The following is a 19,855-nucleotide window of genomic DNA, read 5'->3' on the forward strand; positions in this document are numbered from 1 at the left end:
ACGGGCGGCCCGGGCAAACGGACAACGGCCGGAATCAGGCGTTGTCGAGCTCGCCGTTCAGTTCGTCCGCGCGTTTCTGCGCGGCTGCGAAATCGAGGTCGCCGGAGTAGATCGCGCGGCCGCAGATCACGCCTTCGACGCCGTGCTCTTCCACTTCGCAGAGCTTCTCGATATCGACGATGTTCGACAGGCCGCCGCTCGCGATCACCGGAATGCCGACCGCCTGCGCGAGCTTCACGGTCGCCTCGATGTTGATGCCCTGCAGCATGCCGTCGCGGCCGATGTCGGTATAGACGATCGATTCGACGCCGTAGTCCTCGAACTTCCGCGCGAGGTCGATCACCTCGTGGCCCGTCAGCTTGCTCCAGCCGTCGGTCGCGACCTTGCCGTCCTTCGCGTCGAGGCCGACGATGATGCTGCCCGCGAACGCGGTGCACGCGTCCTGCAGGAAGCCCGGGTCCTTCACGGCCGCGGTGCCGATGATCACGTAGGCCAGCCCGGCGTCGAGGTATTTCTCGATCGTCTCGAGGCTGCGGATGCCGCCGCCGAGCTGCACGGGGATCTCGTCGCCCACCTCGTCGAGGATCGCCTCGATCGCCTCGAGATTCTTCGGCTTGCCGGCGAACGCGCCGTTCAGGTCGACGAGATGGAGCCGCCGGGCGCCGAGGTCGACCCACTTGCGGGCCATCGCCGCGGGATCCTCGGAGAAAATCGTGGCCTGGTCCATATCGCCCTGTTTGAGGCGCACACATTGACCGTCTTTGAGATCGATGGCCGGAATCAGCAACATAGCAATCGGGTGTCGTCTTGGTAAAAGAAAAGAGTCGGGCGCGCACCGGCCCATCCGGTGTCGCGCCGTCTCGCTAGTTTAGTACAACTCGTTCGGCGCTTTGGCAGGCGAGCCCCGTGTGGCGGGCGCGTCAAGCCCACCGACTGTCGCTCGCGCACCACGTTTACGGTTTCCAGTGTACGAAGTTGCGATACAGACGCAACCCGACTTCCGCACTTTTCTCCGGATGGAATTGGGTCGCGAAGAGGTTGTCCCGCGCGACCGCGGACGTAAACGGCGCACCGTAGACCGTCTCGCCGACCGTGTGCGCCGGGTTGGCCGGGCTCACGTAATAGCTGTGCACGAAGTAGAAATACGCGTTGTCCGGCACGCCGTCCCACAGCGGGTGCGGCTGCGACTGGCGCACGCGGTTCCAGCCCATCTGCGGCACCTTGAAGCGCGAGCCGTCGTCCTGCAACTGGCCTTCGAGCTCGAAGCGCACGACCTTGCCGGGCAGCAGCCCGAGGCCGTTCGTGTCGCCTTCGGCGCTCCAGTCGAACAGCATCTGCTCGCCGACGCACACGCCGAGCAGCGGCTTCGTGCGCGACGCCTCGATCACCGCTTCCTGCAGGCCCGATTCGCCGAGACAGCGCATGCAGTCCGGCATCGCGCCCTGGCCGGGCAGCACGACGCGGTCGGCCGCGCGGATCGCGGCCGGCGTGTCGACGATCGCCACGTCGGCGGCCGGTTCGGCCTGCTTGAGCGCCTGCGCGACCGAGCGCAGGTTGCCCATCCCATAATCCACAATCGCAATCGAAGTTTTCATCTCAGTGCAGGCAGTAGCGCCCTCAGTCCGTTGACGATGAATTCCACCGCCAGCGCCGACAGCATCAGTCCCATCAGCCGCGTGGCGATGTTGATGCCGGTGCGGCCGATCCAGTTCGCGATCGGCTCGGCGAGCCGCATCGCGAAGAAACACAGGCAGGCGAGGACCGCGCCGATCGCGACCAGTCCCGCCCGTTCATACCAGTGACGCGAGTTCGCCGCATAGATGATTACCGTGCTGATCGAGCCGGGGCCCGTGAGCAGCGGGATCGCGAGCGGCACCACCGCGATGTTGTCCTTCTGTTCGGCTTCATGGCGCTCCTCTGGCGTCGAGCGCGTGTTGCCGGCCTGCGCGTTCAGCATGCTGATGGCCATCAACAGCATGATGATCCCGCCGCCAACCTCGAGCGAGCCGACCGAGATGCCGAAGAAATCGATGATCTGCTGCCCGAGCAGCGTCGTCACCGTGATCACGCAGAACACCGACACCGACGCGATCCGGATCGTGCGGCGCCGCTCGTCGTCCGTCTGCTGCGCCGTCAGGCTCAGGAAGAACGGCACCGCGCCGACCGGATTGATCAGCGCGAGCAGCGAAATGAACGATTTGAGCAGATCCATCGCAAGCCGGCGCGATGCGCCGAAGCCGTGAGGTTGTCGGGTGCGTTTCGTCCGGTCGGAAGGTCAGAGGCTGCCCTTCGTCGACGGGATCTGCCCCGCCGCGCGTTCGTCGAGCTCCACCGCCATCCGCAGCGCGCGGCCGAAGGCCTTGAACACCGTCTCGAGCTGGTGGTGCGCGTTGATCCCGCGCAGGTTGTCGACGTGCAGCGTGACGCCCGCGTGGTTCACGAAGCCGCGGAAGAACTCGATCGACAGGTCGACGTCGAACGTGCCGATTCGCGCGCGCGTGAACGGCACGTGGAATTCGAGACCCGGCCGGCCCGAGAAGTCGATCACGACGCGCGACAGCGCCTCGTCGAGCGGCACGTACGAATGGCCGTAGCGGCGGATGCCCTTCTTGTCGCCGATCGCCTTCGCGACCGCCTGGCCGAGCGTGATGCCGACGTCCTCGACCGTGTGGTGGTCGTCGATATGCGTGTCGCCGTGCGCCTCGACGTCGAGATCGAACAGGCCGTGTCGGGCGATCTGGTCGAGCATGTGGTCGAGGAACGGCACGCCGGTCGCAAGCTTCTGCTGGCCGGTGCCGTCGAGGTTGAGCTTCACACGGATCTGCGTTTCGCTCGTATTGCGAACGACTTCCGCCACACGCATGGCAATTCCTTGAATGGGTCTGATGTAAATGGGGATTGATCGTCGCGCGCCGCCGCGCCCTCAGGCCTTGCCGGGCAGCGCGAGTTTCAATGCGGCCACGAGGCGCGCGTTTTCGTCGGGAGAACCGACGGTCAGCCGCACGCATTCGGCCAGCAATGGGTGCATTTTACTCACGTTTTTGACGAGCACCCGCTCGGTGAGCAGCGCATCGAACACGGCGGCCGCGTCGGGCACCCGCACCAGCAGGAAATTACCGGCGCTCGGGAACACCGTCGCGCCCGGCAGCGCGGCCACCGCCTGCGCGAGGCGCGCACGTTCGGCGCGCAGTTCGGCCGCTTGTGCGTCGAGCACGTCGAGATGGTCAAGCAGGAAATCGGCGGTCGCCTGCGTGAGCACGTTGATGTTGTACGGCGGGCGCACCTTGTCGAACTCGGCGAGCCACGCCGGCAGCCCGGCGAGATAGCCGAGGCGAATGCCGGCGAGGCCTAGCTTCGACACCGTGCGCATCACGACGACGTTGTTGAACTCGGCGGCGCGCGGCAGCCATGAACGCTCGGCGAACGGCTGGTACGCCTCGTCGATCACGATCAGGCTGTGCCGCGCGGCCGTGATGATCCGCTCGATGCCAGCCTCGTCGTAAAGCGTGCCGGTCGGGTTGTTCGGGTACGCGAGATAGACGAGCGCCGGACGGTGCTCGGCGATCGCCGCGAGCATCGCGTCGACGTCGAGCGTCAGGTCGGCCGCGAGCGGCACGCCGACGAACTCGAGCTGCGCGAATTTCGCCGACAGCTCGTACATCACGAAGCCCGGCACGGGTGCCAGCACCTTCGCCCCCGGCTTCGCGCATGCGACCGACATCATGCTGATGATTTCGTCGGAGCCGTTGCCGAGCAGCACGTCGCACGCGGCCGGCACGCCCATCGCGTGACGCAGCTTGTCGAGCAGCGCGGCCGGGCGCGGCGCCGGATAGCGGTTCAGCGCGACCTGCGCGAGCCGCTCGCCGAGGGCCGCCGCGAGCGGCGCCGGCAGCGGGTACGGGTTCTCCATCGCGTCGAGCTTCACGAACCCGCTCGCGTCCGGTACCGGGTAGCTCGTCATTGCGAGCACGTCCTGGCGGATGATTTCTTGTGGCGTCGTCATGGTCTGCAAGCCGGCGTGCGTCGCGCCGGCATCAATTGGCCGGCAAGGCGGCGGCTGCCGCCCTGCCCTTCGTCTCCTGCGTCGCCCCGATGTCGACTGGACCTGGCGCTTTGGCGCTTGGTCCAGTCCCATGCAAAGCTGCTGGCGCTTCAGCGCTTGCTCGGGTCCCGTGCAGAGCGCCGAACGCTCAGTTCTGGCGGTCGGAGATCCCTCTCATCCGGTACTCGGCGCTCTTCGCATGCGCGTGCAGCCCTTCGCCGTACGCAAGCTCGGACGCGATCTCGCCGAGCGTCTGCGCGCCTTCCGCGCTGACTTCGATCAGGCTCGAACGCTTGATGAAGTCGTACACGCCGAGCGGCGACGAGAAGCGCGCGGTGCGCGACGTCGGCAGCACATGGTTCGGGCCCGCGCAGTAGTCGCCGAGGCTCTCGCTCGTGTAGCGGCCGAGGAAGATCGCGCCCGCGTGGCGGATCAGCTTGCCCCACTGCTGCGGTTCCAGCGCGGAAATCTCGAGGTGCTCGGGCGCGATGTCGTTCGCGATCCTGCACGCTTCCGCCATGTCGCGCACCTTGACCAGCGCGCCGCGGCCTTCCAGCGACGCGCGGATCACGGCCTCGCGCGGCATCGTCGGCAGCAGCTCGTCGATCGCCTTCTCGACGCGCTCGATGAACGACGCGTCCGGGCACAGCAGGATCGACTGCGCGAGCTCGTCGTGCTCGGCCTGCGAGAACAGGTCCATCGCCACCCAGTTCGGATCGGTCGTGCCGTCGCACAGCACGAGGATTTCCGACGGCCCGGCGATCATGTCGATGCCGACCGTGCCGAACACGCGGCGCTTCGCCGACGCGACGTACGCATTGCCGGGCCCGCAGATCTTGTCGACGGCCGGCACCGTCTCGGTGCCGTACGCGAGCGCGGCCACCGCCTGCGCGCCGCCGATCGTGAACACGCGATCGACGCCGCCGAGCAGCGCCGCGGCGAGCACGAGGTCGTTCTTCACGCCGTCCGGGGTCGGCACGACCATCACGATCTCGCCGACGCCCGCGACGCGCGCCGGAATCGCGTTCATCAGCACCGACGACGGGTAGGCCGCCTTGCCGCCCGGCACGTACAGGCCAACGCGGTCGAGCGGCGTGACCTTCTGGCCGAGCACCGTGCCGTCGGCTTCCGTGTACTGCCAGCTATGCGTGCCGCACTCGATCTTCTGCTTCTCGTGGTACGCGCGCACGCGTGCCGCCGCCGCCTCGAGCGCCGCACGGGCCTTCGGCTCGAGGCCGTCGAGCGCCGTCTGCAGCGCGTCCTGCGGCAGCTCGAGCGCAGCGACGCTGTTCGCGTTCAGCCGGTCGAAGCGGTTCGTGTAGTCGAGCACCGCGGCGTCGCCGCGCGCCTTCACGTCGGCGAGGATCTGCGCGACCGAGCGCTCGATCGCGTCGTCTTCGCTCGCTTCGAACGCGAGCACCGAACGCAGCGCGGCGTCGAAGCCTTCGCTCGTCGAATCGAGTTTGCGGATGGTGATGGACATGGGGAGTTCCGTTTCGGTGATGCGCTTACCCGCCGTTACGCGACGCGCGTTCGAACGCGTCGAGGATCGGCTTGAGCGCCGCGCGCTTCAGCTTCAGCGCAGCCTGGTTCACGACGAGGCGCGACGAGATCGGCATGATCTCCTCGACCTCGACCAGATTGTTCGCCCGGAGCGTGCCGCCCGAGCTGACGAGGTCGACGATCGCGTCCGCGAGGCCGACGAGCGGCGCGAGCTCCATCGAGCCGTACAGCTTGATCAGGTCGACGTGCACGCCCTTCGCGGCAAAGTGTTCACGCGCGGTCTCGACGTACTTCGTCGCGACGCGCAGGCGCGCGCCCTGGCGCACCGCGTTCGCGTAATCAAAGCCCGCGGGCACCGCGACCGACAGCCGGCAGCGCGCGATGTTCAGGTCGATCGGCTGGTACAGGCCCGAGCCGCCGTGCTCGAGCAGCACGTCCTTGCCGGCCACGCCGAAATCGGCCGCGCCGTATTCGACGTAGGTCGGCACGTCGCTCGCGCGCACGATGATCACGCGCAGGTTCGGGTCCGTCGTCGGCAGGATCAGCTTGCGCGACGATTCCGGATCCTCGGCCACCTGCACGCCGGCCGCGGCGAGCAGCGGCATGGTTTCCTCGAAAATCCGCCCCTTCGACAGGGCGAGGGTCAGCGGCGCGTTCATGCTTGGCTCCCGGCAATGCGGCGCACGTTCGCGCCGACAGCAGTCAGTTTGGCTTCCATCCGGTCGTAACCCCGGTCGAGATGGTAGATGCGGTCGACGAGCGTCTCGCCTTCGGCGCGCAGGCCGGCGATCACGAGGCTCGCGGACGCACGCAGGTCGGTCGCCATCACCTTCGCGCCGGACAGCTTGTCGACGCCAGTCACGAGCGCCGTGTTGCCGTCGATGGTGATGTTCGCGCCGAGCCGGTTCAGCTCCTGCACGTGCATGAAGCGGTTCTCGAAGATCGTCTCGACCACCTGCGCGGTGCCCGCCGCGACCGTGTTGAGCGCCATGAACTGCGCCTGCATGTCGGTCGGGAACGCCGGGTACTCGGACGTGCGGATCGTCACCGCGGACGGCCGGCGGTCCATCTTCACGCGCAGCCAGGCATCGCCTTCCTCGACCGTCACGCCGGCCTCGCGCAGCTTGTCGATCACTGCGTCGAGGATGTGCGGACGCACGCCCGTCAGCGTCACGTCGCCGCCCGCGGCCGCGACCGCGCACAGGAACGTGCCGGCCTCGATGCGGTCCGGGATGACCGAATGACGCGCGCCGTGCAGCCGCTCGACGCCCTGGATGACAAGCCGGTCGGTGCCGATGCCGTCGATTTTCGCGCCCATTTCGACGAGCAGGTGCGCGAGATCGCTCACTTCCGGCTCGCGCGCGGCGTTCTCGATCACCGTCTCGCCGTCGGCGAGCGTCGCGGCCATCAGCAGGTTCTCGGTGCCCGTCACCGTGATCATGTCGGTCACGATGCGTGCGCCCTTCAGCCGCTTCGCGCGCGCTTCGATGAAGCCGTGCTCGATGCTGATCTCGGCGCCCATCGCCTGCAGGCCCTTGATGTGCTGGTCGACCGGCCGCGCGCCGATCGCGCAGCCGCCCGGCAGCGACACCTTCGCCTCGCCGAAGCGCGCGAGCAGCGGCCCGAGCACGAGGATCGACGCGCGCATCGTCTTCACGAGCTCGTACGGCGCCACGAGGTTGTCGACGCGCGACGCGTCGAGCTGCACGTGGCTGCCCGTCGTCTCGCTTCGCACGCCCATCTGGTTCAGGACCTTCAGCGTGGTGCGGACGTCCTTCAGGTTCGGCACGTTGTCGAGATGGACCGGATCGGCCGTGAGCAGGCCCGCGCACAGAATCGGCAGCGCCGCGTTCTTCGCGCCCGACACGACGATCTCGCCGGACAGCCGGCGGCCGCCTTCGATCACGAGCTTGTCCATCCCATGTCCCTGCGAATCCCGATTGCCGGCCGGGTGTGCCGTGGCGACGCTCTCGACGGCGTCGCGCTCGTTGACGGTGACTTGCACTCAGTGTTTCCGGTTATGCGTTCTGCCATTCGGCGGGCGTCAGCGTCTTCATGCTGAGCGCGTGGATTTCCTGCTTCATGCGGTCGCCGAGCGCCGCGTAGACGAGCTGGTGCCGCTGGATCGGCCGCTTGCCCTCGAAGGCGGGCGACACGATCGTCGCGAAGAAGTGCTGGCCGTCGCCTTCGACTTCCAGATGCGTGCAGGCAAGCCCGCCCGCGATGTATTGCTTGACCTGTTCGGGAGTCGGCAACATGGTGATGCTCCTGTCGGTACGCGCCAGCCCGCTCGCGGCGCACCCGCCCCGGCGGGGCGGCGTGCGCCGCGAGCGGCGGCCGATTCAAATCAATGACGCAGTTTGTAGCCGGTCGCGAGCAGCCGCATCGCGACGAGCGCGAGCAGCACGAAGAAACCGGTGACGATCGCGAGGCTCGCGAGCGGGTTGACGTCGGACGCGCCGAAGAACCCGTAGCGAAAGCCGTCGATCATGTAGAAAAACGGGTTGAGACGCGAGATTTCGCGCCACACGGGCGGCAGCGAATGCGTCGAGTAGAACACGCCGGACAGGAATGTCAGCGGCATGATCAGGAAGTTCTGGAACGCGGCGAGCTGGTCGAACTTCTCGGCCCAGATCCCGGCGATGAGGCCGAGCGTGCCGAGGATCGCCGCGCCAAGCAGCGCGAACGCGAGGATGAACACCGGCGCCGCGAACTGCATCGGGATGAACCACACCGTCACGACGAACACGCCTGTGCCGACCGCGAGCCCGCGCACGACGGACGCGAGCACGTAGGCGCCGTAGAAGTCCCGGTACGACAGCGGCGGCAGCAGCATGAACACGAGGTTGCCGGTGATCTTCGACTGGATCAGCGACGACGAGCTGTTCGCGAACGCGTTCTGCAGCACGCTCATCATCACGAGGCCCGGCACGAGGAAGCTCACGTACTCGACGCCCGGATATACCTGCACGCGGCCCGTCAGCGCATGGCCGAAGATCGTCAGGTACAGCAGCGCCGTCACGACGGGCGCGAGCACCGTCTGGAACGACACCTTCCAGAAACGCAGGATTTCCTTGTAGAACAGCGTCTGAAATCCACTCATGCCAGCCCCTCGATCACCTCGGCCCCGTTCATCACCTGGACGAACACATCCTCGAGGTCGGCCTTGCGGACCTCGATCTCGTCGAACGTGCAGCCCGCGGCACGGCACTGCGCGAGGATCCGCTCGACCTCGTCGTAGTTCGCGAGCCGCAGCAGGTGTTCGCCGGGCGCGCGCGCGGCCGGATCGGTTTCCAGCGCGCGCAGCTCGGCGGGCAGCGCGCCGAGCGCGAAGCGCAGGTACAGCTGCAGGCCCGCGAAGCGCTGCAGCAGCGCGTCGGTGCGGTCGAGCGCGACCACTTCGCCCCGGCGCAGCATCGCGATGCGGTCGCACAGCGACTCGGCTTCCTCGAGGTAGTGAGTGGTCAGCACGATCGTGTGACCTTCGCGGTTCAGGCGCGAGATGAATTTCCACAGCGTCTGGCGCAGCTCGACGTCGACACCGGCGGTCGGCTCGTCGAGCACGATCACGGGCGGCCGGTGCACGAGCGCCTGCGCGACCAGCACGCGGCGCTTCATCCCGCCCGACAGCGCGCGCATGTTCGCATCGGCCTTCTCGGTCAGGTCGAGATTGGCCATCACTTCGTCGATCCAGTCGTCGTTGCGGCGCAGCCCGAAGTACCCGGACTGGATCCGCAGCGTTTCACGCACGGTGAAGAACGGGTCGAACACGAGCTCCTGCGGCACGACGCCCAGCGCGCGGCGCGCAGCCCGGAAGTCCTTGACGACGTCGTGGCCGCGCACCGAGATGCTGCCTTCGTCGGCCCGGGCGAGCCCGGCGAGGATGCTGATGAGCGTGGTCTTGCCCGCGCCGTTCGGGCCGAGCAGACCGAAGAACTCGCCTTCTTCGACCGACAGGCTGACGCCCTTGAGCGCCTGAAGCGACTGGTAGCGCTTCTTGACGTGACGGATTTCTATGGCTGACATGACTGTGCGCGGCGCAAAGGCCGCGACGCCTATTCTGTGCTTGCTGCGAAAGAAAAAGGGGGCCCGACACGATTGGCAGCCCCGCAAAACGCTTGATTATAGGGCAAACCGGCAGGAGGGACGGCCACCCGGGGGACGGCCATCCGGCGCCCGGGCGCGGCGGGTTCAGCGGGTGAGCGTCAATGTCGCCCGTTGATGAGCGCGTCGACGCCGTACGCCTGCGCGAGGCTTTCGAGCTTCGGGGGGAGATTGAGGATGTCGAGGGTGGCGCCGCGCGAGCGCGCGGCGCGCTGCCATGCGAGCAGCACGGCGAGCGCGGACGAATCGAACTGCGTCAGCGCCGCGCAGTCGACGGCGGTGGCGCCCGCGCCGATCTGCGCGAGACCCGCCGCGAGCGCGGCCTGCGCGCTCGCGTGGGTCAGCGAGGAGCCGGCTTCGAAGCCGCTCACGATGCCTGCTTGCCGGCAGCAAGCTCCTGGTTACGCTGCGTCAGGAACTGGATCAGGCCGTCCACGCCGCTCTGCTGGATCTTCTCGTTGAACTGCTGCTGGTACGTCTGGATCAGCCACGCGCCGAGCACGTTCAGGTCGTACACCTTCCAGCCGTTCGCCGTCTTGTACAGGCGGTAGTCGATCTGGACCGGCTGGCCGTTGTTCATCGCGACCGTCTTGACCACGACGTCGGTATCGGCCGGATCAGCACGGAACGGCGGGTACTGGATCTGCTGGTCCGGCTTGAGCTGCGCCAGCGCGCCCGAATACGTGCGGATCAGCAGCAGCTTGAACTGCTCCTGCACCTGCTGCTGCTGCGCCGGCGTCGCCGCGCGCCAGTTGCGGCCCATCGCGAGCTGCGTGGTGCGGCGGAAGTCGGTGTACGGCAGGATGTCCTTGTTGACGATCGTGATGATGCGGTTCGTGTCGCCCTGCTTGATCGTCTGCTGCTTCACTTCATCGAGAACCTGCTGGGTCGCCGTCTTGATCAACGCCTGCGGGTTCGACTGGTCGACTTGCGCGTGAGCCGCACTGCCGAACGAGAACAGTGCCGCGAAAACAGGGATCAGAAACAGTTTCTTCATAATATTGGCCTGCATGGATGAGTCGATGCGAAGGTTGGAGCCGGTAGCTTACGCGCAAGTTCGCGGCTGCCACCGACTGAATCGTTTCCGCCTGTAACGTATGTAAATCCGATCAATGCAGCCGGATGCTCGGGAAGCGCAGCCCGCCGGGCGCGGGCGGCGTCATCTGCATCGGCGGCACGGACGTTTCGCTGCCCGGATTCGGCGCACCGGCCGCTTCCGACCCCGATGCCGGCGCTGCGGTGCCGGATGCACCGGCCGGCGCGGACGCAGCGGCCGGCGCTGCTGCACCGCCGCTGACGACAGCGCCTGCAGCCCCCGCCGCTGCGGGCGCCGCCGAACCGTCGTCCGGCAGGTCGTATTTCGGCAGCGCCTCGCTGCTCGACGACGCGCCCGCCTCGCCGCGCGCGTTGCTGATCAGCATCTGCCGGCGCTGCAGGTACGCGTTGCGCACGAACGAATACTTGTCGATCGCCGCCGCTTCCAGCACGTCGCCCGCGCCGAGCAGGTTCGCGCGCGTGTTGATCAGGTTCACGCCATAGACGCCCCAGCTCAGGCCGTCCGGCTTCACGTAGGTGAGCGGATTGCCGACGTAGTCGACGCCGAGCCCCGCCGCGTCGCGCACCGTGCTCGGCCCGAGCAGCGGCAGCACGAGATACGGGCCGGCCGGCATGCCGTAGCGGCCCATCGTGACGCCGAAATCGGCCGTGTGCTTCGGCAGCTTCGCGACCGTCGCGACGTCGAACAGGCCGCCGACACCGAACACCGTGTTGATCACGACGCGCATCAGGTCGCCGACGCCGTCGGCGATCCGCAGCTGCACGATGTTGTTCGCCGCGATGTAGAGGTCGCCGATGTTCGAGAACACGTTCGTCACGCTGTCGCGCACCGGCTGCGGCACCACATACTGGTAGCCCTTCGCGACCGGCTTCAGCGCATACGTGTCGACGGTGTCGTTGAACTTGAACATCGTCCGGTTGAAGCCTTCGAGCGGATCGCCCTTGGTCGGCGTCTGCACGGTGGCGCAGCCGCTCAGCGCAGTCACCGCTGCTACCGCGAGCGCGGCGTGCCTGATGCGAATCGTCTGCATGATCGTTACCCTCTTGGATGCTCTCGTGTGGTTATTGGGCAGCGGCGCCCGACGCGGCGGCAGGCGCCGGCGCCGGTGCAGGCGCGGCGGCCGCGCCAGACGTTCCGGACGCCGGCTTCGCGCCGCCCGCGTCCGCTGCCTTGCTGTACAGGAATTGACCGATCAGGTTCTCGAGCACGATCGCCGACTGGGTCATCGTGATCGTGTCGCCCGCCTTCAGCATCTCGGTGTCGCCGCCCGGATCGAGGCCGATGTACTGTTCGCCGAGCAGGCCCGACGTCAGGATCTTCGCGGACGAATCCTTCGGGAACTGGTACTGGTTGTCGACATCGATCGTCACCAGCGCCTGGTAGGTGTTCGTGTCGAAGCCGATCGCCTTCACGCGGCCGACCACGACGCCTGCGCTCTTCACCGCGGCGCGCGGCTTCAGGCCGCCGATGTTGTCGAATTTCATCCTCACCGCATAGGTCGGCTGAAACGACAGCGAGCTCATGTTGCCGACCTTCAGCGCAAGGAACAGCACCGCGAGGAAGCCCACCACCACGAACAGGCCGACCCAGAAGTCGAGAGCAGTCTTTTTCATCGTCATCCCAAAATATGGCTTAGCTGAACATCAGCGCGGTCAGCAAGAAATCGAGGCCGAGTACGGCGAGCGACGCGAACACGACTGTCTTGGTCGTCGCGCGCGACACGCCCTCAGGCGTGGGCTTCGCCTCGTACCCTTGAAACAGTGCAATGAAGGTCACGGCGAACCCGAACACGATGCTCTTCAGCACGCCGTTGCCGACGTCGGCCCAGACCTCGACGCCGCCTTGCATCTGCGACCAGAACGCGCCCGGATCGACGCCGATCAGCACGACCCCGACGAAATAGCCGCCGAGTACGCCCACCGCGTTGAAGATCGCGGCCAGCAGCGGCATCGTGATGATCCCCCCCCACATGCGCGGCGCGATCACGGTCTTGATCGGATCGACGGCCATCATCTCGAGCGCGGTGAGCTGCTCGCCGGCCTTCATCAGGCCGATCTCGGCGGTCAGCGACGTGCCCGCACGGCCCGCGAACAGCAGCGCCGTGACGACGGGCCCGAGCTCACGCACGAGCGACAGCGCGACGAGCAGGCCGAGCGCCTGCTCGGAACCATAGCGGTTCAGCGTGTAGTAGCCCTGCAGGCCGAGCACGAAGCCGACGAACAGGCCCGACACGGCAATGATCACGAACGAATAATTGCCGAGAAAGTGGATCTGCTTCGTGACAAGCCGCGGCCGCCGCAGCAGCGGGAAGAATTCCAGCACGAGGCGCATGAACAGGCGCGTGCCGTAGCCCGTGCGTTCGAGGCCACCCATGACGTAACGTCCGATCGCGCTGATCATGCGCGCCCTCCGCCGAGCCCGAAGTCCGCGCCGAGCGGCGGGCTCGTGTAGTGAAATTTGAACGGGCCGTCCGGCGCGCCGTCGATGAACTGGCGCACGCTCGGATCGGTCGATGCGCGCAGCTCGTCGGGGGTGCCCTGCGCGAGCACGCCGCCGTTGGCCAGGAAGTACACGTAGTCGGCGATCGCGAACGATTCCGGCACGTCGTGCGTGACGAGGATCGACGTCGCGCCGAGCGCCTGGTTCAGCGTGCGGATCAGGTTTGCCGTGATGCCGAGCGAGATCGGGTCGAGGCCCGCGAACGGCTCGTCGTACATGATCAGCTGCGGATCGAGCGCGATCGCCCGCGCGAGCGCGATGCGCCGCGCCATGCCGCCCGACACTTCGGACGGCATCAGGTCGCGCGCGCCGCGCAAGCCGACCGCGTTGAGCTTCATCAGCACGAGATCGCGGATCAGCGCCTCGGGCAGGTCGGTATGCTCGCGCAGCGCGAACGCGACGTTTTCGAACACCGACATGTCGGTGAAGAGCGCGCCGAACTGGAACAGCATGCCCATTTTGCGGCGCAGCGCGTACAGGCCGTCGCGCGTCTGCGCGCCGACGTCCGCGCCGTCGAACAGCACCTGGCCGCGGCGCGCCCGCACGAGCCCGCCGATCAGGCGCAGCACGGTGGTCTTGCCGCAGCCCGAGCCGCCCATGACCGCGACGACCTGGCCGCGCCCGAAGCGCAGGTTCAGGTTCGACAGCACGAGGCGATCGCCGTAACCGAAATCGACGTCGCGGAGTTCCAGCAGTGTCTCGGTGGGAGAAGGGCTCACGGAGCTGACAGTCCTTTTACGCAGAACGCCGAATTATAGGGCCTGCATTGGAATCATGTCGTGACGCTGCCCGCGGCCCTCCGGTCAATGATTGTCAAATTATCCGGCGAAATTTTGCTGCAACGCAACAAGCGCGGCGCGATAGTCGTCCGCGGCCGTCACCGCACTGACCACCGCTACGCTGCCGACGCCCGTCGCGAGCACGGCCGGCAGCGTGTCCTGCGTCACCCCGCCGATCGCGACGAGCGGCGCTTGCGCGCCCGCGAAGGCCGCGTAGCGGGCGATCCGGGCAAGCCCCTGCGGCGGCGCGGCCACCGCCTTGGTCAGGGTCGCGAACACGGGCCCGAGCGCGAGATAACTCGGACGCACGTGCAGTGCGCGCAACATTTCGTAATAACCGTGGCTCGACAGTCCGAGCCGCAGGCCCGCGCGCGCGATCGCGGCGAGATCGGCCGTCTCGAGGTCCTCCTGGCCCAGATGTACGCCGTACGCGCCGGCATCTGCGGCGATCTGCCAATGATCGTTGATGAACACGCGCGCATCCGGATGGCGACGCCCTGCCTCGACCGCACGCGCGATTTCGGCGCGCAGCACGTCCGGCGCGGCGCCTTTCACGCGCAGCTGCACGGTAAGGACGCCGCAGTCGAGCACCCGTTCGACCCATTCCGCGCTCGGCACGACCGGATACAGCCCCAATTGCGCCGGACACGGCGGGAACGCCGGCTCGGGCGCGGCCGGCAGCCCGGCGATGCGCGGGAACCGCGCGGCGTCGACGGGCCATGCGTCGGCTGCGGGCTTCTCAGTCACGGTATCGGTCACGGTATCGGCCACGGTCTCGTCGCCGTCGCGCCACGCGAGCGCGAGCACCAGCGCGTCGAGCGGCGCAAAGCCGCAATCGATGAACGCGGCGAGCGCGGCAATCCAGTCCTCCGCGAGCGGATGCGCGGCGTCGAGCGCATGACGCTCGCCCGCGCGATGCAGCACCGCGCGGCGTTCGCCGTACTCGATCACGGCAACGTCGGGCGACGCCGGCCGCGACGCGGCCGATGCCAGCGCACGCGCCGTGTGGTCGCCTTCCGTTGCGATCAGCACGTCGCCGTCGGCGAGCGTGTCGGGCGGCGCGACGCACAGACGCCAGGTTGCCGTGCCGCGCGGCCAGTCACCGAGCCGCGCGCGAATCCGTTCGGCCGCTTCCGCGAGTTCGTCGGCCGGCGGCCAGAACGCGGTCGCGCACCCCGCGCTCACGCGCAGCCCCCGTCCTGGTGCCAGAACGGCATGCCGACGACCGGCGTGCTCGCGTGCGCGGTATCTCGCGCGTCCATCGGCCCCGCGAGATACGCGGCGCGGCCGGCGTCGACGCCCTGCGCGAACGCGCGCGCCATGATCTCCGGATGGGTCGCCTGCGACACCGCCGTGTTCAGCAGCACGCCGTCGAAGCCCCACTCCATCACCTGGCACGCGTGCGACGGCACGCCGAGCCCCGCGTCGACGATCAGCGGCACATCCGGCAGCCGCTCGCGCAGCACGCGCAGCCCGTACGGATTCACAACGCCCTTGCCAGTGCCGATCGGCGCGCCCCACGGCATCAGCGCCTCGCAGCCCGCGTCGAGCAGGCGCCGGCCGATCACGAGATCCTCGGTGCAGTACGGCAGCACCTTGAAGCCGTCCTTGACGAGCTGCGCAGCGGCCTCGATCAGGCCGACCGGATCGGGCTGCAGCGTGTAGTCGTCGCCGATCAGCTCGAGCTTGATCCAGTCGGTCTCGAATACCTCGCGCGCCATGTGTGCGGTCGTGACCGCCTCGGCGACGGTCTGGCAGCCGGCCGTGTTCGGCAGGAGCGGCACCGCATGGCGCTTGAGCAGGTCGAAGAAGCCGGCTTCGGCGGTGCCGCCCGACATCTGGCGGCGCAGCGCGACCGTCACCATCCCGGGCCGCGCGGCGGCGATCGAGTCGGACAGCGATTGCAGCGACGGATAGCGCGACGTGCCGAGCAGCACGCGGCTTGCGAAGGTTTCGCCGTACAGCGTCAGCGCATCGGCGGAAGTGAGGGACGTCATCTCGTGTTCCTGGAAAGAGCGGGGACGAACCGGCGGCGCTCAGCCGCCCGCGACGGGGTGCACGACGTCGAGCTTGTCGCCCGCCGCGAGCGCGCGTGCCGCATGCTGCGCGCGCGCGACGAACGTGCCGTTCAGCGCCACCGCGTACGGCGGACGCGCGCCGAACGCGTTCAGCGCATCGGCAACCGTCGCGCCGTCGGGCAGCGTCAGCCTCTGTTGATTGATCTGGATATCCATGGCGTGCTTCGTCGAATTCGGGAAGGCGGCGTGCGTCAGGCCGGCTGGCGCGCGTCGTCTCGGTGATGAAGGAGATCCGGCCAGCGCGCCGCGCCCCGCCACGCGGCGAACGCATCCGCGCCGCCGAGCGCGCCGGTCAGCGCCGCTTCGGCGAGCGCGACCGCGGCATGCGCGACTTCCGGCGCGATCATGAAGCCGTGCCGGTACAGGCCGTTGACCGCGAGCGTCGCCGCGCCGTCCCAGATCAGCGCCGGACGATGGTCGGGGAGCGTCGGCCGGCACTGCGAATTCAGCTCGAGGATGCGCGCCTCGCCGAACGCCGGATGCACGGAGAACGCGGCGCTCAGCAGTTCGAGCGCGGAACGCACGCTGACGGGCGACATGTCCTCGCCCTCCACTTCGGTCGCGCCGATCACGTACAGGTCATTCTGCTTCGGCGCGATGTACAGCGGATAGCGCGGATGCAGCAGCCGCACGGGCCGCGTCAGGCCGATGCCGGGCGCATGCACGCGCGCGACCTCGCCGCGGATGCCGCGTAGCGCAGGCAGCACCGGTTTCGCGCCGAGCCCGCGGCAGTCGATCGTGAAGTGCGCGTCGGGCAGGTTGTGCGCGTCGATCGCGACGTGCCAATGCGTGTCGACGCCGCGCTCCGCGAGGCCCGCGGCAAGCGCGCGCAGCGCCTGACGGTTGTCGAGCTGGCCTTCGTGCGGCAGCAGCAGCCCGCGCGCGAAACGGCCCGCCAGCGCGGGCTCGGCCGCGTCGACCTGCGCGCCCGCGAGCGTGACGAAGCCGCCGTCGAGCAGCCCGGGCGGCGCGTTCGCGCGCACGCGCCGCTCGAACAGCGGCGCCTCGGCGCGATCCGCGTGATGCCAGACGACGAGCGTGCCGTGATGCTGGAAGAACACCGGTTCGGGCAACTCGGCGAGCCACTGCGGCCAGCGCGCGAGCGACGCGGCGCCAAGCTCGGTGATCAGCAGCTCCGCGCTGGCCGCCTCGGCGAGCGGCGCGAGCATCGCGGCCGCGACCCACGCGGCCGACTGTTCGCCGTCAGGGCCGCCGCGCTCGTACAGCGCGACGCGATGCCCGTCGCCGGCAAGCCGCCATGCGATCAGGCGGCCGACGAGGCCGCCACCCAGCACCGCGAAATCCGGTCGTGAATTCGTGATGGTCATTGCGCGCCCTCCTCGCGGAACGCACGCGCGCGGCGTGCGGACGCACGTGCGCAAACCCGTGCGAATGCACGCGGGGCGGAACAAAAGACTGAAGATTGAACGGTCATCGCATCCTTCCGTAACGCGCAATGCGCGTACCCAAAAGGACGAAACCGGCAGCAAAGGCCGGCCGGGCGGGACAGGGTGCTGACAATGGGGAGGCAGCCAGCACGGCCCGGCGGGATCGGAAACTTCCCGCGCCGGTATTACCCGGATCGGGTGCAAAGGGTCTCTCTCAGCCTCGCCGCGCCGCCGAACCTTCTGCCGGCCGCACACGAAGCACCCCTGTTTCGTCGACGGCCATTAGACCATAAAAGCGGAAAGCGCCGCAAACTGTCCCCGGTCGGCAATTTCACCGATGCCGCGCGCCGGTCTGGCACAATGCCCGCAGGCCGGCGCGCAATCGCGCGCCGGCAGCCGTGTCACAGCCGGCCGTTAGGGACCGTCCAGCAACATTAAGGGCCGGGGGCACCATCCCGAACACCCGCGCCAGCCGGCACCCAGGCGGCACCTTTTCCCGGCATGCCGTTTCGCGGCGCGCGTCCTGCCTCACCCGGCGCGCGCCGGCTACTCATCAGGAAGCACATGACCCAATCGACCCATACCGCCCACGACGTACCGCAGGACGAGCGCCCGGTATCCGCGTGGAGCCTCATCAAGCCCTACTGGGTCTCGTCCGAATGGAGGATCGCATGGGGGCTGCTCGCGACGATCATCGCGATCAACCTCTGCGTCGTCTGGATCAACGTGCGGCTCAACAAGTGGAACGCGGAGTTCTACAACGCGCTGCAATCGAAGAACGTCCACGACTTCCCGAACCTGCTGATGCAGTTCTCGGCGCTCGCGTTCGGCTTCATCATCCTCGCGGTGTACGGCCGCTACCTGCGGCAGATGCTCGGCTTTCGCTGGCGCCAGTGGCTCACCGAGCGCTTTCTCGGCCAGTGGCTCGGCGACCGCGCGTTCTACCGGATCGAACGCGACCGCCTCGCCGACAACCCCGACCAGCGGATCACCGACGACCTGCAGTCGTTCGCGACGACCACGCTGTCGCTGTCGCTCGACCTGCTGTCGACGGTCGTCACGCTCGTGTCGTTCATCACGATCCTGTGGTCGCTCGCGGGCGCGCTGACGTTCACGCTCGGCGGCACGCCGATCGCGATCCCCGGCTACATGGTGTGGGCGGCCGCGCTGTACGCGGTGGTCGGCTCGCTGATCATCCAGAAGGTCGGCCATCCGCTCGTGTCGATCAACTACCAGCAGCAGCGCGTCGAGGCGGATTTCCGCTTCGGGCTGATCCGCGTGCGCGAGAACGCCGAGCAGATCGCGTTCTACGACGGCGAGAACACCGAAAACGGCAACGCGCACAACCTGTTCATGCGGATCCGCGACAACTGGTGGCGCGTGATGAAGTACACGAAGCGGCTCACGTTCGTGCTGAGCTTCTACGGCCAGATCGCGATCATCTTCCCGCTGGTCGTCGCCGCGCCGCGCTACTTCGCGGGGGCGTTCTCGTTCGGCGTACTGATGCAGATCTCGTCCGCGTTCAACACCGTCAGCGACTCGTTCTCCTGGTTCATCAACAGTTACAGCACCCTCGTCGAATGGCGCGCGACGGTCAACCGTCTGCGCGAATTCAAGCGCGTGATGGGCGCGTCGCACCTGAAGGAAAGCGTGTCGCCCGCCACCGAGCACGGCGGCATCAACCTGCATTACGTCGATTCCGAGCAACTGTCGACGTCGTCGCTGAAGCTCGCGCTGCCGAACGGCAATGCGCTCGCTGACATCGGCACCGTCACGATCGAGCCCGGCTCGCGCTGGCTCGTGATCGGCAAGTCGGGTTCGGGCAAGAGCACGTTCATGCGCGCGCTCGCGGGCCTGTGGCCATTCGGCGACGGCGCGATCGACGCGCCGGTCGGCGCGCGAATGATGTTCGTGCCGCAGACGAGCTATCTGCCGATCGGCACGCTGAAGGCCGCGCTCACGTACCCGGCCACCGCCGACGCGTTCAGCGACGAAGCGTGCCGCGATGCGCTGCGCGCGTGCCGGCTCGAGGACTACGCCGACCGGCTCGGCGAGACCGCGCACTGGACGCGCGTGCTGTCGCCGGGCGAACAGCAGCGTCTCGCCGGCGCACGCGTGCTGCTGCACAAGCCCGACTTCCTGTTCCTCGACGAAGCGACGAGCGCGCTCGATGCGGACAACGAAGCGCGCCTCTATCACGTGTTCAACGAGCGGCTTCCGCAGGCGGCGATCGTCAGCATCGCGCACCGCGAATCGCTCGCGGCGTATCACGGCGGCACGATCAACGTCGAGCGCGTGAATGACAGCGACAGGGTCGCTGCGTAACGCCTGCGAATCGGCGGCCGGAACGTATCGAGCGTCCCGGCCGCCACCCCCGCGCCTGCGCATCCCGATCGCGGACGTGC

Annotated in this window: 22 protein-coding genes and 1 riboswitch; of the genes, 1 reads left to right on the top strand and 21 read right to left on the bottom strand. The window is 68.0% G+C overall.

What is annotated here, in order from left to right; translation table 11 throughout:
- Positions 1–34: 34 nt before the first annotated feature.
- From hisA to ACV22Z_RS28070, 21 genes are all read right to left on the bottom strand, one after another.
- Positions 35–790, bottom strand: coding sequence for a 1-(5-phosphoribosyl)-5-[(5-phosphoribosylamino)methylideneamino]imidazole-4-carboxamide isomerase (gene hisA / locus ACV22Z_RS27970; protein WP_448079511.1), 756 nt, complete (start codon positions 788–790; stop codon positions 35–37).
- A 163-nt stretch (positions 791–953) separates the two neighbouring features.
- Positions 954–1,595: an imidazole glycerol phosphate synthase subunit HisH gene (hisH, locus tag ACV22Z_RS27975; protein ID WP_448079512.1), complete on the bottom strand. Its 642-nt coding sequence runs from the start codon at positions 1,593–1,595 to the stop codon at positions 954–956.
- Positions 1,592–2,212 (bottom strand): YchE family NAAT transporter, encoded by a 621-nt coding sequence (locus ACV22Z_RS27980; RefSeq protein ID WP_448079513.1) that lies wholly within the window; start codon positions 2,210–2,212, stop codon positions 1,592–1,594. Before ACV22Z_RS27980 ends, hisH begins: the two co-directional genes overlap by 4 nt.
- 63 nt (positions 2,213–2,275) lie before the next feature.
- A complete protein-coding gene (gene hisB / locus ACV22Z_RS27985; protein ID WP_017333600.1) occupies positions 2,276–2,863 on the bottom strand; it encodes an imidazoleglycerol-phosphate dehydratase HisB in 588 nt (195 codons plus the stop codon).
- A 60-nt stretch (positions 2,864–2,923) separates the two neighbouring features.
- Entirely contained in the window at positions 2,924–4,003 is a 1,080-nt protein-coding gene (gene hisC / locus ACV22Z_RS27990) for a histidinol-phosphate transaminase (RefSeq protein ID WP_448079514.1), read from the bottom strand.
- 187 nt (positions 4,004–4,190) lie between these two features.
- Positions 4,191–5,525, bottom strand: a complete 1,335-nt coding sequence (gene hisD, locus ACV22Z_RS27995; protein WP_448079515.1) for a histidinol dehydrogenase — start codon at positions 5,523–5,525, stop codon at positions 4,191–4,193.
- A gap of 25 nt (positions 5,526–5,550) precedes the next feature.
- Entirely contained in the window at positions 5,551–6,204 is a 654-nt protein-coding gene (gene hisG, locus ACV22Z_RS28000; protein ID WP_448079516.1) for an ATP phosphoribosyltransferase, read from the bottom strand.
- The gene (gene murA, locus ACV22Z_RS28005) at positions 6,201–7,550 is read right to left on the bottom strand and encodes a UDP-N-acetylglucosamine 1-carboxyvinyltransferase (protein ID WP_448079517.1); all 1,350 of its coding nucleotides are present in this window, start codon (positions 7,548–7,550) and stop codon (positions 6,201–6,203) included. The genes hisG and murA overlap by 4 nt, the downstream gene beginning before the upstream one ends.
- A 13-nt stretch (positions 7,551–7,563) precedes the next feature.
- Entirely contained in the window at positions 7,564–7,803 is a 240-nt protein-coding gene (locus ACV22Z_RS28010; protein ID WP_006406983.1) for a BolA family protein, read from the bottom strand.
- Positions 7,804–7,892: 89 nt separating this feature from the next.
- The gene (locus ACV22Z_RS28015; RefSeq protein ID WP_448079518.1) at positions 7,893–8,648 is read right to left on the bottom strand and encodes an ABC transporter permease; all 756 of its coding nucleotides are present in this window, start codon (positions 8,646–8,648) and stop codon (positions 7,893–7,895) included.
- Positions 8,645–9,571: an ABC transporter ATP-binding protein gene (locus ACV22Z_RS28020; protein WP_448079519.1), complete on the bottom strand. Its 927-nt coding sequence runs from the start codon at positions 9,569–9,571 to the stop codon at positions 8,645–8,647. Before ACV22Z_RS28020 ends, ACV22Z_RS28015 begins: the two co-directional genes overlap by 4 nt.
- 179 nt (positions 9,572–9,750) lie before the next feature.
- A complete protein-coding gene (locus ACV22Z_RS28025) occupies positions 9,751–10,020 on the bottom strand; it encodes an STAS domain-containing protein (protein WP_448079520.1) in 270 nt (89 codons plus the stop codon).
- The gene (locus ACV22Z_RS28030) at positions 10,017–10,646 is read right to left on the bottom strand and encodes an MlaC/ttg2D family ABC transporter substrate-binding protein (protein WP_448079521.1); all 630 of its coding nucleotides are present in this window, start codon (positions 10,644–10,646) and stop codon (positions 10,017–10,019) included. The genes ACV22Z_RS28025 and ACV22Z_RS28030 overlap by 4 nt, the downstream gene beginning before the upstream one ends.
- A gap of 112 nt (positions 10,647–10,758) precedes the next feature.
- Positions 10,759–11,736: an MlaA family lipoprotein gene (locus ACV22Z_RS28035; RefSeq protein WP_448079522.1), complete on the bottom strand. Its 978-nt coding sequence runs from the start codon at positions 11,734–11,736 to the stop codon at positions 10,759–10,761.
- Between the two features lie 31 nt (positions 11,737–11,767).
- Complete coding sequence (mlaD, locus tag ACV22Z_RS28040; protein ID WP_448079523.1) at positions 11,768–12,325, bottom strand: outer membrane lipid asymmetry maintenance protein MlaD; 558 nt, start codon at positions 12,323–12,325, stop codon at positions 11,768–11,770.
- A 13-nt stretch (positions 12,326–12,338) separates the two neighbouring features.
- Entirely contained in the window at positions 12,339–13,106 is a 768-nt protein-coding gene (gene mlaE, locus ACV22Z_RS28045; RefSeq protein WP_448079524.1) for a lipid asymmetry maintenance ABC transporter permease subunit MlaE, read from the bottom strand.
- Positions 13,103–13,924 carry an ABC transporter ATP-binding protein gene (locus tag ACV22Z_RS28050; RefSeq protein WP_448079525.1) on the bottom strand — a complete coding sequence of 274 codons (822 nt, stop codon included), beginning with the start codon at positions 13,922–13,924 and terminating at the stop codon, positions 13,103–13,105. Before ACV22Z_RS28050 ends, mlaE begins: the two co-directional genes overlap by 4 nt.
- A 99-nt stretch (positions 13,925–14,023) precedes the next feature.
- Positions 14,024–15,169, bottom strand: coding sequence for a thiamine phosphate synthase (gene thiE / locus ACV22Z_RS28055; RefSeq protein ID WP_448079526.1), 1,146 nt, complete (start codon positions 15,167–15,169; stop codon positions 14,024–14,026).
- On the bottom strand, positions 15,166–15,981 hold the full coding sequence (locus tag ACV22Z_RS28060; RefSeq protein ID WP_448079527.1) for a thiazole synthase: 816 nt from the start codon (positions 15,979–15,981) through the stop codon (positions 15,166–15,168). Before ACV22Z_RS28060 ends, thiE begins: the two co-directional genes overlap by 4 nt.
- Positions 15,982–16,020: 39 nt before the next feature.
- Positions 16,021–16,218 (bottom strand): sulfur carrier protein ThiS, encoded by a 198-nt coding sequence (gene thiS, locus ACV22Z_RS28065; RefSeq protein WP_448079528.1) that lies wholly within the window; start codon positions 16,216–16,218, stop codon positions 16,021–16,023.
- A 35-nt stretch (positions 16,219–16,253) separates the two neighbouring features.
- Positions 16,254–17,390 (bottom strand): FAD-dependent oxidoreductase, encoded by a 1,137-nt coding sequence (locus ACV22Z_RS28070; protein ID WP_448079529.1) that lies wholly within the window; start codon positions 17,388–17,390, stop codon positions 16,254–16,256.
- Positions 17,391–17,604: 214 nt separating this feature from the next.
- Positions 17,605–17,726: riboswitch (TPP riboswitch) on the bottom strand.
- 288 nt (positions 17,727–18,014) lie between these two features.
- On the opposite strand from ACV22Z_RS28070, the gene ACV22Z_RS28075 reads away from it, so the two are divergent.
- Positions 18,015–19,775, top strand: a complete 1,761-nt coding sequence (locus ACV22Z_RS28075; protein ID WP_448079530.1) for an ABC transporter ATP-binding protein/permease — start codon at positions 18,015–18,017, stop codon at positions 19,773–19,775.
- Positions 19,776–19,855: the final 80 nt, after the last annotated feature.

This window comes from Burkholderia sp. PU8-34 (assembly GCF_053427725.1).